Source organism: Variovorax soli, from assembly GCF_031454625.1.
GTDB classification, from domain to species: Bacteria; Pseudomonadota; Gammaproteobacteria; order Burkholderiales; family Burkholderiaceae_C; genus Variovorax; species Variovorax soli_A.
This window is the reverse complement of record NZ_JAVDRF010000007.1, coordinates 157,049-171,231: the sequence shown is the minus strand read 5'-3', so window position 1 is coordinate 171,231 and position 14,183 is coordinate 157,049. Positions and strand designations below refer to the sequence as shown.

Annotated in this window: 10 protein-coding genes; 5 read left to right on the top strand and 5 right to left on the bottom strand. The window is 65.6% G+C overall.

Features of this window, described 5'->3' with window-relative positions; translation table 11 throughout:
* Nucleotides 1-17: 17 nt before the first annotated feature.
* Nucleotides 18-2,606 carry a [protein-PII] uridylyltransferase gene (locus J2739_RS17510; RefSeq protein ID WP_309903871.1) on the top strand — a complete coding sequence of 863 codons (2,589 nt, stop codon included), beginning with the start codon at nt 18-20 and terminating at the stop codon, nt 2,604-2,606.
* A 92-nt stretch (nt 2,607-2,698) separates the two neighbouring features.
* On the top strand, nt 2,699-3,106 hold the full coding sequence (locus J2739_RS17505; RefSeq protein WP_309903869.1) for a DoxX family protein: 408 nt from the start codon (nt 2,699-2,701) through the stop codon (nt 3,104-3,106).
* A 34-nt stretch (nt 3,107-3,140) separates the two neighbouring features.
* On the opposite strand, the gene def is transcribed toward J2739_RS17505, so the two are convergent.
* The 5 genes from def to smc all read right to left on the bottom strand — a co-directional run bounded on the left by def (nt 3,141) and on the right by smc (nt 10,983).
* Entirely contained in the window at nt 3,141-3,680 is a 540-nt protein-coding gene (def, locus tag J2739_RS17500) for a peptide deformylase (RefSeq protein WP_309903867.1), read from the bottom strand.
* 58 nt (nt 3,681-3,738) lie between these two features.
* Nucleotides 3,739-4,146 carry a hypothetical protein gene (locus J2739_RS17495; RefSeq protein WP_309903865.1) on the bottom strand — a complete coding sequence of 136 codons (408 nt, stop codon included), beginning with the start codon at nt 4,144-4,146 and terminating at the stop codon, nt 3,739-3,741.
* Between the two features lie 114 nt (nt 4,147-4,260).
* Nucleotides 4,261-6,348 carry an NAD-dependent DNA ligase LigA gene (gene ligA / locus J2739_RS17490; protein WP_309903863.1) on the bottom strand — a complete coding sequence of 696 codons (2,088 nt, stop codon included), beginning with the start codon at nt 6,346-6,348 and terminating at the stop codon, nt 4,261-4,263.
* A gap of 25 nt (nt 6,349-6,373) precedes the next feature.
* Entirely contained in the window at nt 6,374-7,471 is a 1,098-nt protein-coding gene (locus J2739_RS17485; RefSeq protein WP_309903862.1) for a cell division protein ZipA C-terminal FtsZ-binding domain-containing protein, read from the bottom strand.
* Nucleotides 7,468-10,983, bottom strand: a complete 3,516-nt coding sequence (gene smc / locus J2739_RS17480) for a chromosome segregation protein SMC (protein WP_309903860.1) — start codon at nt 10,981-10,983, stop codon at nt 7,468-7,470. The genes J2739_RS17485 and smc overlap by 4 nt, the downstream gene beginning before the upstream one ends.
* 110 nt (nt 10,984-11,093) lie before the next feature.
* Here smc and J2739_RS17475 point away from each other — a divergent pair, with 110 nt between their 5' ends.
* The 3 genes from J2739_RS17475 (at nt 11,094) to J2739_RS17465 (ending at nt 14,167) form a co-directional block, all read left to right on the top strand.
* On the top strand, nt 11,094-11,849 hold the full coding sequence (locus J2739_RS17475) for a hypothetical protein (protein ID WP_309903859.1): 756 nt from the start codon (nt 11,094-11,096) through the stop codon (nt 11,847-11,849).
* Nucleotides 11,850-12,188: 339 nt separating this feature from the next.
* Nucleotides 12,189-12,653, top strand: a complete 465-nt coding sequence (locus J2739_RS17470) for a type III secretion system chaperone (protein ID WP_309903857.1) — start codon at nt 12,189-12,191, stop codon at nt 12,651-12,653.
* 47 nt (nt 12,654-12,700) lie between these two features.
* Nucleotides 12,701-14,167 carry a hypothetical protein gene (locus J2739_RS17465; RefSeq protein ID WP_309903855.1) on the top strand — a complete coding sequence of 489 codons (1,467 nt, stop codon included), beginning with the start codon at nt 12,701-12,703 and terminating at the stop codon, nt 14,165-14,167.
* Nucleotides 14,168-14,183 lie beyond the last annotated feature (16 nt).

Sequence of the window (14,183 nt, the reverse complement as noted above, 5' to 3'; positions counted from 1 at the left end):
GCCTGCGAGAGGCTGCCATGGTGGACATCCCTTCGCTGCGCGACGCCTACCGCACGCACAAGCAGGCGCTGTACGACCAGGCGCGCAGCGCACGCGCGCCGACCCGCAGCGTCCACACCGTGCTGCGGCAACTCGCCGCGCTGGCGGACGAGGCGCTCAACGCGCTGTGGGCCGACGCCGGCTTCGACAATCGGCTCGCGCTGGTGGCTGTCGGCGGCTTCGGGCGCGGCGAGTTGTTCCCTTACTCCGACGTCGACGTGCTGCTGCTGCTGCCGCCGGACCATGCGACCGAGGTCGACCCGGCGCGCATCGAAGCCTTCATCGGCCATTGCTGGGACGTGGGCCTCGAGATCGGCTCCAGCGTGCGCACCCTGGACGAATGCCTGGCCGAGGCCGCGAAGGACGTCACGGTCCAGACTTCGCTGCTCGAATCCCGCCTCGTCGCCGGCGACAAGAAGCTCTATGCCACGTTCCGCAAGAGCTTCCTCGCTGCCATCGATCCCCAGGCTTTCTTCGCCGCCAAGACGCAGGAGATGCGCCACCGGCACCAGAAGTACGAGAACACGCCCTATGCGCTGGAGCCCAACTGCAAGGAGTCGCCCGGCGGACTGCGTGACCTGCAGGTCATTCTCTGGGTGAGCAAGGCGGCCGGCTTCGGCCGGCGCTGGGACGACCTGGCGAAGAACGGCCTGGCCACCGCCTTCGAGGTGCAGCAGATCAAGCGCAACGAAGCCTTGCTGAGCCTGATCCGCGCCCGCCTGCACCTGACCGCCAACCGGCGCGAAGACCGCCTGGTGTTCGATCTGCAGACCGCGGTGGCGGCCACTTTCGGCTACACCGGCGAGTCGCAGCGAAAGGCCAGCGAGGCGCTGATGCGCCGCTACTACTGGGCGGCCAAGGCGGTGACGCAGCTCAACCAGATCCTTCTTCTCAACATCGCCGAGCGGCTGAACCCGCAGGAGGAGCAGCCCACCCGCATCAACGACCGCTTCTACGAAAAGGGCGGCCTGATCGAGGTCGCGAGCGAGGACCTGTACCTGCGGGACCCGCACGCCATCCTCGAGACCTTCCTGCTTTTTCAGAAGACCATCGGCGTCAACGGCCTGTCGGCGCGCACGCTGCGCGCGCTCTACAACGCCCGCCACGTGATGGACAGCAAGTTCCGCAACGACCGCGTGAACCATGCGACCTTCATGCGCATCCTGCTGGAGCCGCGCGGCATCACGCACGCCTTCAGGCTGATGAATCAGACCTCGGTGCTCGGCCGCTACCTGCGCGTGTTCCGCAGCATCGTCGGGCAGATGCAGCACGACCTGTTCCATGTGTATACGGTCGACCAGCACATCCTCATGGTGCTGCGCAACGTGCGGCGCTTCTTCATCGTCGAGCATGCGCACGAATACCCTTTCTGCTCGCAGCTCGCGGGCGGCTGGGACAAGCCCTGGATCCTCTACGTCGCCGCGCTTTTCCACGACATCGCCAAGGGCCGCGGGGGCGACCATTCGGAGCTGGGCGCGCGCGACGTGCGCCGCTTCTGCCGCCAGCACGAGATCCCGCGCGAGGACGCCAAGCTGATCGAGTTCCTGGTGTCGGAGCACCTGGTGATGAGCCAGGTCGCGCAGAAGCAGGACTTGAGCGACCCGCAGGTGATCGCCGGTTTCGCGCAGCGCGTCGGCAACGAGCGCTACCTGACGGCGCTCTACCTGCTCACCATCGCCGACATCCGCGGCACCTCCCCCCGCGTGTGGAACGCATGGAAGGGCAAGCTGCTCGAGGATCTCTACCGGTCCACGCTGCGCGCCCTGGGCGGGCGCATGCCCGATCCGGGCGCCGAGGTCGAGGCGCGCAAGCGCGAGGCACTGGTGCAACTGGCCCTGCATGCGCAGCCCTTCGAGGCGCACAAGGCGCTGTGGGAGACGCTCGACGTCGGCTACTTCATGCGCCACGACGCCTCCGAGATCGCCTGGCACACCAAGCAGCTGTCGCGGCACGTGCCGCCGAGGAACGTGCCGGTGGACCCGCATGCCCCGGCCATGGTGCGTGCCCGGCTCTCGCCGGTGGGCGAAGGACTGCAGGTGGTCGTCTATACGCCCGACCAGCCCGACCTGTTCGCGCGCATCTGCGGCTACTTCGATCAGGCCTCCTTCAGCATCCTCGATGCCAAGGTGCACACCGCCACCAACGGCTATGCGCTCGACACCTTCCAGGTCGTCACCACTTTCATTCCCGAGCACTACCGCGACCTGATCAGCATGGTCGAAACCGGCCTGGCCAAGACCCTGGACGAGGCAGGGCCCCTGCCCTCACCCAGCAAGGGGCGGGTGTCGCGCCGTGTGCGCAGCTTCCCGATCAAGCCGCGCGTCAGCCTGCTGCCCGACGACAAGGCGCAGCACTGGCTGCTCAACATCTCGGCCAGCGACCGCGCGGGGCTCCTGTATTCGGTGGCGCGTGTGCTGGCGCGGCATCACCTTAACCTGCAGCTTGCCAAGGTCACGACGCTCGGCGAGCGCGTGGAAGACACCTTCCTGATCAGCGGGCCAGAGCTGCAGGGGCAGCGCACGCAAGCCGCCATCGAGACCGAGCTGCTGGAGGCGCTGGCCGCCTGATCCGGCTTCTGCATTGCTTACGCCAGTCAGGTTGGGTCGGCACGGAATCGACCACAATCGCCCCTTGTTTTTTCAAGAAGAAGGGCTTCGACATGATCCGTTCCGACGACACGGGCAAACTCGTTCTGCGCGTGGCGCTGGGCATCCTGGTCCTGCTGCACGGCATCGCGAAGATCCGGGGCGGCGTGGGCTTCGTGTCCAACGCGCTGATTGCACACGGCCTGCCAGGCGCGCTGGCATGGCTCTCCCTCATCGGCGAAGTCGTGGCGCCCGTGCTGCTGATCATCGGCCTCTACACGCGGCCGGCGGCGTGGATCGTCGTCATCAACGTGCTCTTCGCTATCTGGCTGGTGCAAATGAAGCAGTTGGGCATGCTGAACAAGGCAGGCGGCGGCTGGGCGCTCGAGTTGGAGGGCATGTTCCTGTTCGGCGCACTGGCCGTGGCCTTCATGGGGGCCGGACGCTTCAGCGTCGGTGGCACGGGCGGCCGCTACAGCTGAGCTTCGGATCGGGCTACTCGTCCTTCGGATCGGGCTACTCGTCTTCGGCCGCATCGAGGCCGGGGAACAGGATCTCGGTGTAGCCGAAGCGCGAGAAATCGCGCACCCTCATCGGATAGAGCTTGCCCAGCAGATGATCGACCTCGTGCTGCACCACGCGTGCATGGAAGCCGCTGACGGTGCGGTCGATGGGGTCGCCGTAGGGGTCGAAGCCGGTGTAGCGGATGTGGGCGAAGCGCGGCACCACGCCGCGCAGCCCGGGCACCGAGAGGCAGCCTTCCCAACCCTCTTCTTCCTCGTCGCCGAGGGGTGTGACGACGGGATTGATCAGCACCGTGCGCGGCACGGCCGGCGCGTCCGGATAGCGGGGGTTGACGGTGTCGGTACCAAAGATCACGAGCTGCTGGTCGACGCCGATCTGCGGCGCGGCGAGGCCGGCACCGTTCACCCCGTGCATGGTCTCGAACATGTCGCGCACCAGCAGGTGCAGCTCGTCGGTGTCGAAGGCGCCGACCGGCTGCGCAATGCGCAGCAGCCGGGGGTCGCCCATCTTGAGGATCTCGCGTACCGTCATGCGGTCATTATCGCCAGCGAGGTTTGGCACTCAGGATCCTGCCGCGAAGACGCCTCGCTCAAGGCGGCGTCTGGGTGCGCGAGTCCGGGGAGATCAGCATGCGGTTGATCTCGCTGGGCGAGCGACCCGGCGGGACCGGCACCACGTTGCCGGCGACGCCACCGTGCCGCGGCCCGGCCGCGGGTGCCGGGACGACGGCACTCGGACGGCCGCCCCAGCCGGGACGCGGATAGCCCGGATGCGCATAGTAGCCGGGGCGCCCGCCGTAGTACGGATAGGCGTACCTGGGGCGCGAGTAGTAGTTGCCTTCGAGGTAGACGTTGGGCTGGACGACCACCGGTCCCGGGTCGGCGTAGTAGGGCTCGGCATAGCCGTAGGAGCCTGCCGGATAGGCGACGCAGCCGCCGAGCAGCACCGCGCCGCCGAGAACGGCTCCCATACCCCATAGTCGACGATTCTTGATCATGATGGACTCCTGGTCGTGTACTAGTGTTCAACGTCCTCTTGTAGACCTTGTTGACTTCCCTCGCATGAAGCTGCGTAACGCAGGGTAAAGCCAGCCACGTAAAGCTCGGCGCCCTCAAGGCCTGTTGTCGAGAATTTCGAGCATCCGGGCCTCGTCGATCACGGCCACCCCCAGCTCGGTCGCCTTGTCGAGCTTGCTGCCGGCCTCGGCGCCCGCCACCAGGAAATCGGTCTTCTTGCTGACCGACCCGGCCACCTTGGCGCCCGCCGCCTCCAATTTGTCCTTCGCCTCGTCGCGGCTGAGCGTAGGAAGGGTGCCGGTGATCACGAAGGTCTTGCCCGCGAGGGGCTTGGGGGCGCGCGCCGCCGGTTCACCCTCTTGCCAGGTCACGCCGCAGGCGCGCAGCTGCTCGACCACCTCGCGGTTGTGCGCCTGCTCGAAGAAAGTGCGCAGGCTCTTGGCCACCACCGGACCGACGTCGTTGACCTCGAGCAATTGCTCCTCGCTCGCGTCCATGATCGCGTCGAGCTTGCCGAAGTGCTTGGCCAGGTCCTTGGCGGTGCTTTCGCCGATGTGGCGGATGCCCAGCCCGAAAAGGAAGCGCGGCAGCGTGGTCTTCTTCGAGGCTTCGAGCGCATCAACCAGGTTCTTCGCCGATTTGTCGGCCATGCGATCCAGGCCGGCGAGGGTGGTGAGGCCCAGCTTGTAAAGATCGGGCAGCGTGCGGATCAGCCGGGCGTCCACCAGTTGTTCGACCAGCTTGTCTCCCAGGCCTTCGATGTCCAGAGCGCGCCGCGCCGCGAAGTGCAGGATGGCCTCCTTGCGTTGCGCGCCACAGAACAGGCCGCCGGTGCAGCGGTAGTCGACCTCACCCTCCTCGCGCAGCGCATCGGAGCCGCACACGGGGCATTTTTGGGGCATGGTGAAGACCGGACCGCGCTGCTGCTGCGGCCGGGCTGCGCTCTCGGGCACCACGCCCACCACCTCCGGGATCACATCGCCGGCACGCCGCACGATCACCGTGTCGCCCACCCGCACGTCCTTGCGCCGGGCCTCGTCCTCGTTGTGCAGCGTGGCGTTGGTCACGGTGACGCCGCCCACGAAGACCGGTGCCAGCTTGGCCACCGGCGTGAGCTTGCCGGTGCGACCGACCTGCACCTCGATGCCCAGCACCTCCGTCAGCTGTTCCTGCGCCGGGTACTTGTGCGCCACGGCCCAGCGCGGCTCGCGCGAGACGAAGCCGAGCTGCCGCTGCAGCTCCAGGCTGTCGACCTTGTAGACCACGCCATCGATGTCGTAGGGCAGCGCATCGCGCTGGCGCGCGACGGTCTCGTGGAAAGCGATCAGCTCGATCGCGCCGCGGGCGCGCTGCGTCAGCGGGCCGATCGGAAAGCCCCAGGCATGGAACTGCTGCAGCCAGTCGAACTGCGTGGCATGCGAGGGCCCGCCCTCGTCCGCCGGCGTGACCTCGCCGAGGCCATAGGCGAAGAAGCTCAGCGGCCGCGCAGCCGCAATCGCCGGGTCGAGCTGGCGCACCGCGCCGGCCGCGGCATTGCGCGGATTCACGAAGACCTTCTCGTTCTTCTGGCCGGCGGCGATCTTCTCGCGCTGGCGCTCGTTCAGCTTCTCGAAGTCGTCGCGACGCATGTAGACCTCGCCGCGCACCTCCACCACCTGCGGGATCTCTGCGCCCTGGTCGTGCAGGCGCAGCGGGATCTGCTGCACCGTGCGGATGCTCGGGGTGACGTCCTCGCCGATCTCGCCATCTCCGCGGGTCGCGGCCTGCACCAGCACGCCCTGCTCGTAGCGCAGGTTGACGGCCAGGCCATCGAACTTCAGCTCGCACACGTACTCGACCTGCGGCGCGTCTTCGGCCAGACCCAGTTCGCGGCGCACCCGCGCATCGAAGGCGCTGGCACCGCCCGGCGTGATGTCGGTCTCGGTGCGGATGGACAACATCGGCACCTTGTGGCGCACCTTGGCGAAGCTCTCCAGCGCCTTGCCGCCCACGCGCTGCGTGGGCGAATCGGGCTTGCGCAGCTCGGGGTGCTCGGCCTCCAGCGCCTGCAGGCGCTGGAACATGCGGTCGTACTCGGCGTCCGGCAATTCGGGCGCGTCCAGCACGTAGTAAAGATGGGCATGGCGGCGCAGCTGCTCGCCCAGTGCGGCGGCTTCGCGAGCCGCCTCCTCGCGTGGGGTCATGGAAATCTCCGGGATCAGGGCGAGGTTAGCTGAAGAGTCGCCGTGCCAGCGGCGACCCGGCCGACAGCTCGCGCGAATCGAGGGTGTCGTAGAGCTGCTCGAGGTCCGCCCCGATCGCATCCATGGTCTCCTCGCGCAGCAACTGCCCGTCGCTGTCGGTCACGACGCCATCCATCTCGCGCGCCAGCGTCGCGGCCGTTTCGCGCATGCGCGCGAAGGGACGCTCGGCGCGGTCCACCTGCGGCACGTCCAGGCTCAGCGTGAGCTCGCGGATCGCGGACTGGGCCGGGTCGTCGGCCAGCGCGGCCTGGGTGTCGAAGGACAGGCCCAGGATCGGCGGCAGCCCGAGTTCGCTCGCCGGCAGCACCATGCGGCCCGGAATGATGCCGGCGACAAAGCCCAGCCGCGCGGCGTTCTGCTGCACGTAGCCCGGGCTCCAGGCAGCGTGCAGCGCACGCAGCACGAAGCTCAGCTGCGCGTCATGCGCACTGGCGAACTGGTCGAGCTCGCGGGCGCGCGCGACTTCGTCGAGCATCTCGGGAAACTCCGGCGACCCGTTGATCGCGTCCGCGAAGGCCTGCGCCTTGACCACGAACTCGGAGTACTCGATCTCGTTGAGCGCCCCGGTACGGTTGGCCAGCTGCACGCCGGCCTGGAAGGCGCCGTAGCGCTGGCCGGGCGCGGCCGGTTCCCACTCGCCGGTGTGTTCGTTGAGGCCTTCGATCGCCACCGGCTTGCTGCCGGCGCGGCGCGTGGCGGGCATCGCGGCGATCGCGGCGTCGCCCGAGGCCAGGCCCTCCAGCGTGATGGGCGTGATCACGTCGATCAGCGGATCGAGCCCGCCGCGCCGGTCGGCAGTGGGGATCGGCAGCGCGCTCGGTGCCGGCAGCTTGGGGTCGAACAGCGGCTCGTGCCGCTCGGCGCCGGCGACCGGATGCCCGCTCACGTGCAGCACCGGTTCTTCTTCGCGGTTGAGGGGCGCCGGCGCCGCTTCGGGCGGGTCGCTGTCGGGCGCATCGGGTTGGCGCGGCGCGTTGCGGCGCGACATCCAGGCGTTGTAGCCGACCACCGTGGCCAGCACGAGTCCGCCGAGGATGGCGAGGGCGACCGTGAGATTGCTCATGCGGCCTCGGCCATCGAAACGGCGGATTCCATGTCCACCGCCACGATGCGAGAGACGCCCTGCTCCTGCATGGTCACGCCGATCAGTTGCTCGGCCATCTCCATCGCGATCTTGTTGTGGCTGATGAAGAGGAACTGCGTCTCGCGGCTCATCGCCGTCACCAGCTTGGCGTAGCGCTCGGTGTTGGCGTCATCCAGCGGCGCATCCACTTCGTCCAGCAGGCAGAAGGGCGCAGGGTTCAGCTGGAAGATCGCGAACACCAGCGCGATCGCGGTCAGCGCCTTCTCGCCGCCCGACAGCAGGTGGATGGTCTGGTTCTTCTTGCCGGGTGGCTGCGCCATCACCTGCACGCCGGAGTCGAGGATCTCGTCGCCGGTCATCATGAGCTTGGCATTGCCGCCGCCGAAGAGCTCGGGGAACATGCGGCTGAAGTGCTCGTTGACGGTCTTGAAGGTGCCGCCGAGCAGTTCGCGGGTCTCGCCGTCGATCTTGCGGATCGCGTCTTCCAAGGTGTTGATGGCCTCGTTGAGGTCGGCCGACTGCGCATCGAGGAAGGTCTTGCGCTCGCGCGCGACGGCGAGCTCGTCGAGCGCGGCAAGGTTGACGGCGCCGAGGGCGGCGACTTCGCGGTTGAGGCGGTCGATCTCGGACTGGAGGCCGGTGAGCCGGACCTTGTCCTCTTCGATCGACCGCGCGACCGCCTCGAGATCGGCCTGGGCATCGGCCAGCAGCTGCTGGTACTGCTCGAAGCCCAGGCGCGCGGCCTGCTCCTTCAGCTGCAGCTCGGTGATGCGCTGGCGCAGCGGATCGAGCTCGCGTTCGAGCTGCAGGCGGCGCTCGTCGCTCGCGCGCAGCTTCATCGTGAGGTCGTCGTACTGGCTGCGCGCGGCGCCCAGGGCGCTCTCGCGCTCGAGCTTGAGGGCCAGGGCGTCCTGCAGCCCGGCCTGCGCTGCAGCATCGGACAGGCGGCCGAGCTCGGCGCGGGCGCGCTCGTCTTCGTCGGTGAGCGAAGCCACCTGTTGCGTCGCGGTCTCGATCGCGCGGTTGAGCTCGGCGCGCCGTGCCTCCAGCGTGCGCTGTGCGAAGACGGCCTCCTGCGCCTGCCGCTCCAGGCTGCGGTGCTGCTCGCGGCTGGCGGACAGGGCGCGGCCGGCCTCGATCACGCGCTCGTCGAGTTGGGCGTGGCGCTCCTGGCTGTCGGCCAGCTGCATGTCCAGCTCTTCGAAGCGGCCCTCCGCGGCCACGCGCTTTTCCTGCAGTTCCTCGAGCTGGGCCTCGACCTCGCCCAAGTCGCTGGACAACTGCTCGCTGCGCGCGCGCGTCTGCTCGGCCAGCTGCGTGAGGCGCAGCGTCTCGACCTGCAGCTCGTGCGCGCGCGATTGCGTGTCGGCCGCTTCGCGCCGCGCCGTGACCAGCCGTTGCGACGCATCGCCATAAGCGGACTCGGCGCGCGCCAGCGCGGTGCGGGCCTCTTCGCTGATCAGCGTCTGGGCGCGCAGCTGGCGCTCCAGGTTCTCCATCTCCTGCTGGCGGGCGAGCAAGCCGGCCTGCTCGGAATCTTGCGCGTAGAAGCTCACGCTGTGGGCCGTGACCGCATGGCCGGTCTGAACGTAGATCGCCTCGCCGGCCTGCAGCTTGTCGCGCTGGGCCAGCGCTTCCTCGAGCGACGGCGCGGTGAAGCAGCCGTGCAGCCAGTCGGACAGCAGCGCTTGCTGGCCCGCATCGCCCAGGCGCAGGAGATCGGCCAGGCGCGGCATCGCGCCTGCCGCTTGCGGCGCGGAGGCTGCAGGCGGGCTGTAGAAGGCCAGCTTGGCCGGCGGCGCATCGCCGCCGAAGGCGCGGACCATGTCGAGGCGGCTCACTTCGAGCGCACCGAGGCGCTCGCGCAGCGCGGCTTCGAGCGCGTTCTCCCAGCCCTGCTCGATATGGATGCGGCTCCACAGCCCTTGCAGGCCTTCGAGCCCGTGCTTGGCCAGCCATGGGGCCAGCTTGCCATCCGTCTTGACCTTTTCCTGCAGCGCCTTCAGCGCTTCGAGCCGCGCCGAGAGCTCGGCGTGCCGCGCGCCCTCGGCGTTGACGGCCTGCTGCTTGCCGCGACGGTCGTCGTCGAGCTGCGGCACGGCCTCCTGCAATTCATGCAGGCGCGCATCGGCCTCGCTGGCGGCTTCCTGGGCGGCGGCCAGCTGCTCCTGCAGGTCGCGCAACCGGGCTTCGTCGGGCGCGGCGAGCGCATTCTGGTCGCTGCGCAGGCGCTCGGCGCGCTGCGTCAGCTGGCGGGTCTGGTCCTCGATGTTGCGCTGGTCGGCCGCCAGCACCTGGATCTGCTGCTGCACCTGCACCACGCTGGCGCGCTGGGCGTTGGCCTCGTTCTGGGCGCGCTGCTGGGCCTCTTCAAGCGCGGGGATGCGCGCGTCATGTTCTTCGAGCTGCGCCGCCAGCAGCTCGGCCTGCTCCTCGGCGTTCACGCCCTGGCCGGCCAGGGTCTCGATCTCGGCCTCGGCATCTTCGCGGCGCGAGTTCCATTGCGCGATCTGCTCGCTCAGCTGCACCAGGCGCTGTTCGACCCGCTGGCGGCCCTCGACCACGAAGCGGATCTCGCCTTCCAGCTTGCCGACTTCGGCGCTGGCCTCGTAGAGCTTGCCCTGTGCCTGGTTGACCTGGTCGCCGGCCGCGTAGTGCGCCTGGCGCACGGTCTCGAGCTCCGACTCGACGTGGCGCAGATCGGCCATGCGCGATTCGAGGTCGTTGATGGCCTTTTCGCCATCGGCCTTCACCTTGGCCTGGTCGCCCTCGCTCTCGCCGCGCTTGAGGAACCACAGCTGGTGCTGCTTGCGCGTGGCGTCGGCCTGCAGCGTGTTGTAGCGGGTGGCGACCTCGGCCTGCTTCTCCAGCCGCTCCAGGTTGCTCGAGAGCTCGCGCAGGATGTCTTCGACGCGCGTGAGGTTCTCGCGGGTGTCGCCCAGCCGGTTCTCGGTCTCGCGACGGCGCTCCTTGTACTTGGAGACGCCGGCCGCCTCTTCGAGGAACAGCCTCAGTTCTTCCGGCTTCGATTCGATGATCCGGCTGATCGTCCCCTGCCCGATGATGGCGTAGGCGCGCGGGCCGAGGCCGGTGCCCAGGAACACGTCCTGCACGTCGCGCCGGCGCACCGGCTGGTTGTTGATGAAGTAGCTCGAATTGCCGTCTCGTGTCAGCACGCGCTTGACCGCGATCTCGGCGAACTGCGACCACTGGCCGCCCGCGCGGTGGTCGGAGTTGTCGAACACCAGCTCCACGCTCGAACGGCTGGCCTGTTTGCGCGTGGTGGTGCCGTTGAAGATCACGTCCTGCATCGACTCGCCGCGCAGTTCGGAGGCGCGCGACTCGCCGAGCACCCAGCGCACCGCATCCATGATGTTCGACTTGCCGCAGCCGTTGGGTCCGACGACGCCCACCAGTTGGCCTGGCAGGAGGAAGTTGGTCGGTTCCGCGAAGGACTTGAAGCCGGAGAGCTTGATCGAGTTGAGACGCACGGCTGGTTTGGCTTAGCTTGCCAAAGTGTTGATTTGTAAGGGGAATAATTGCCGGCCTCACCCTCCGGGACCGGCTGCTGCCCCGAGGCGGCGATGATAACGTGCGGCCCATGCGCGAATCCCTCCGTTCTTCCCCTCTCGCGCGCTGCCGCGCCGTGCTCATCGGCTGCGTGGCCGCAACCCTCGTCGGCATGGCGGGCTGCGCGAGCACCGAACGCGCCGAGCCTTACGGAAGCAACGAGTGGCTGCAGACGGGCGCCAATCGCATCGCCAACCTCGCGCTGCGCGACAACCTGCAGTCGATACGGCGCGTGCAGCTTTCGCTGTACCGGCGCAATCCACGCGAATGGCGCAAGTGGGCATCGAGCGCGGAGGACGCGACCCAGCGCACCTGGGACGCCATTTCCCGGGACGCCGCCCTGCCCCAGCTGCGCGGCGCCACGGGCATCGACGCCATCCGGCTCGCCTTCGAGACCCAGCCCAAGCCCTACGAGGGCGACCGCGTGGCAGCGCTGGTGGAGGGCTGGGCGTCCATGCTCAAGCAAGCCAACGGCGGCACCTGGGAGCAGACCATGCTCGACGGCGTGAATGCGGAGAACAGCTACCGCGCGGCGCGCAACGTCGAGATCTCGCTGTGGCTGATCGGCTCGAAGACCGGGCCGGACGGCCAGCCGCTGCTGCTGGCCACCGAGATCGGCGAGCGAGGGCGCAACCTGCTGGTCGATCGCGAGTTGTCGAAGGTGGTGGCGCGCCTGGACCTGATGGCGGCGCAGGCGGACGAGAAATACCGGAGAGCGGCGCTGGACTTCAGCCAGAACTGGCTGCTTGGGAATCTCGGGCCGTTCTTTTCGATGGTGAACAGGTAGCTCGAAGCTGGCTTCTTTGAAGCCAGTACTTTTGTTTGCGGCATTTCTATGGTGCTGTGAGGAAGCAGCGCGGCGCGGCGGCCGAAGCAGGCACGAAATATTGCTCGTTCGCGCTGGATTTCCAAGTGAACACGGCTTCCTTGCCCTTTCTTCCCGATGGGCCAGAAAAGGTCAACTGCCGGGGCCACTCGTCCATGGAACCTTGGTTTGCAGCGGGTTACTGATCCGATGAGCAAACCGGTCATAAAAGGTTTCCGGGATCACAGGGGGTCCACGTCGTGGCGGAGAAGCACGCGGTCGTGCCGCGACTTGCCACGCAAGCAATGCAGGCATGGGTCAATGACTATGGATTTGAACCGGGCAGCCCAGCTCCTTGTGGAACTGGGCGAACGCACACCGAGCATTGAAAGCATCGTTCAGGAAGCTGGCGCGCCTCGCTGGGCCATCGAACTGGACGACGGGCTCGTCGTTATTGCCGAACTCGATGAAGAACGTGGAAGGCTCAGCCTCGAGACGGACCTGGGGCGACCGCCCGAGGAGCACCGGCTGGCCACTTGTGAGGCTTTGATGATGCTGACGTCGCTGGAGCACGCGTCTCACGATTGGGCGATGGCGCTCAGCGAGCCTGGCGGCGAATTCCAGCTTTGTGGCCACATCGGTTGGGGAGAGCCCTACACGACCGATCTGCAGTCGCCACTCCTGGAATTCGCAACCCAAGCGCAGCAGTGGCGAGACATCGTCGCCCGCGGAGCTCAGCAAGATGTCGTCGAACACGAGGTATTCAGTCCGGATGTCTTGGCCTGATCACCACCAGCAACAGCTCCCTCTTTTTGTCTAACGGAATAGATAGCATGCCCTCGATCCCATCGACACCGTCAATCCTGATCAGCAACCAAACGAGTCTGAGTGAGTTACAGAATTTCATGCAAGGGCTGAACAAGAACTCCGAGCTCCATGGAAAGCGTCTGGAAAAGGGTACATACATGCTTTATGTGAGCAAAGGAAAAAGGACTGGATTTCAGCAAACCTTTTCCCCCCAAACCATTGAAACCAGACGCATCAGCGCGCGAGCAGCGATTCTCAAGGTTGCGAAAAATAGCCGAAAAACAATATTTAGAACAAACTTGATCTCGCATATAGAAAGCGGCCTCGAGATCCAACACCTGCCAAAAGAAAAACAACACCTGTACGATTACGAAGTCATCGGCAGTAAGCCCTTGGTCGCCGAAAGCTTTATGCAAGAACTGGAGGATGCAGTTAATGCCGAAGCAACGGACCTGGAAACAAGCAATAGCGGCCTGATTGAATCAGGTAAATCAGCATTTCCCTCCGAAGCTGTCAAAGCCCTCGGGTTTCACTTTGCAAAAGGGATTAATGCAGGCCAAACGGACACCTGCTCGCATTACTTCAAGGACGTAAAAAACGTCATCTACGAGATCTCTCCAAAAAGCTCCGACGAACTTGCCAAAGAGCTTTTTGAAGATGGAATAACCAAAGAACCAAATATCGCACTGATGGACAGCGAGGATCTCGGCATTCTTGGTCGCTGTGAAGCCGAGGCAAAAGTTATTGCCGAAATAAAAGAAGCAGCCCTGGAAAATACAGAGCAGAATAAATTTGCAAAGCTCTGGAAAAAAATTCAAGAGGGAATGGACTTGCTTCCCAAAGACAAAGTCGCTTACGGGCATTTTGAAACCACAAGCTTCGAATTTCAGGATAGCCTTCAAGAAAAGCCAATTAATGTAAATGTTGGGATGCGCGTTCTAGGTGTGGGAGTTGATTTGGATCGGAGCTTTAATCTGGTTCTAGACGGGTTGAGCAAAATCGTCACCGAATCCATCCAAAACCCCGACTTTGATCTTAAAAAGGCAGAAACAGATGTTAGAAATCTTGTAGAAGAAAGAAAAAATTTCGAGACCAAATTGGCGATATTGCAGTTTGGAGCAAACATGCTCACTAACGACGGCTATCTCAAAAAGCTTTCAAAGGAAATGCGAGAGCCCCTGAAAGCTCTTGGCTACAATATGGCAAGGACGGCGAACATATTCAATGAGCCTCACGGGCAATATCAATCCCTGCAGGAAGTCCTTGAAGCCGCGGAGACAGATCCGCTGGAATTCATTGCTCAAGTCTGCCGAGAATTAGAGCAACAAGAACCACTCGCCGTCATCGCAGACAAACCACCTGAAGAAATCGCCAGTCTATTGCCAAGCGCAAATCGATTTGTTTCTCATCAACGAATCGAAAGAAAGATTGAGCAGCGGGCGAAAATGCGATGGGAGGAGATTCGGCGGGCCGAGAGCCAGCGGAAAGCTTGATTAGCACGTCACCCAC

Excerpts from the sequence above, each read along its gene's own strand:
- J2739_RS17510 (WP_309903871.1), top strand. The coding sequence starts at position 18 with ATGGTGGACATCCCTTCGCTGCGCGACGCCTACCGCACGCACAAGCAG.
- J2739_RS17505 (WP_309903869.1), top strand. The coding sequence starts at position 2,699 with ATGATCCGTTCCGACGACACGGGCAAACTCGTTCTGCGCGTGGCGCTG.
- def (WP_309903867.1), bottom strand. The coding sequence starts at position 3,680 with ATGACGGTACGCGAGATCCTCAAGATGGGCGACCCCCGGCTGCTGCGC.
- J2739_RS17495 (WP_309903865.1), bottom strand. The coding sequence starts at position 4,146 with ATGATCAAGAATCGTCGACTATGGGGTATGGGAGCCGTTCTCGGCGGC.
- ligA (WP_309903863.1), bottom strand. The coding sequence starts at position 6,348 with ATGACCCCACGCGAGGAGGCGGCTCGCGAAGCCGCCGCACTGGGCGAG.
- J2739_RS17485 (WP_309903862.1), bottom strand. The coding sequence starts at position 7,471 with ATGAGCAATCTCACGGTCGCCCTCGCCATCCTCGGCGGACTCGTGCTG.
- J2739_RS17475 (WP_309903859.1), top strand. The coding sequence starts at position 11,094 with ATGCGCGAATCCCTCCGTTCTTCCCCTCTCGCGCGCTGCCGCGCCGTG.
- J2739_RS17470 (WP_309903857.1), top strand. The coding sequence starts at position 12,189 with ATGACTATGGATTTGAACCGGGCAGCCCAGCTCCTTGTGGAACTGGGC.
- J2739_RS17465 (WP_309903855.1), top strand. The coding sequence starts at position 12,701 with ATGCCCTCGATCCCATCGACACCGTCAATCCTGATCAGCAACCAAACG.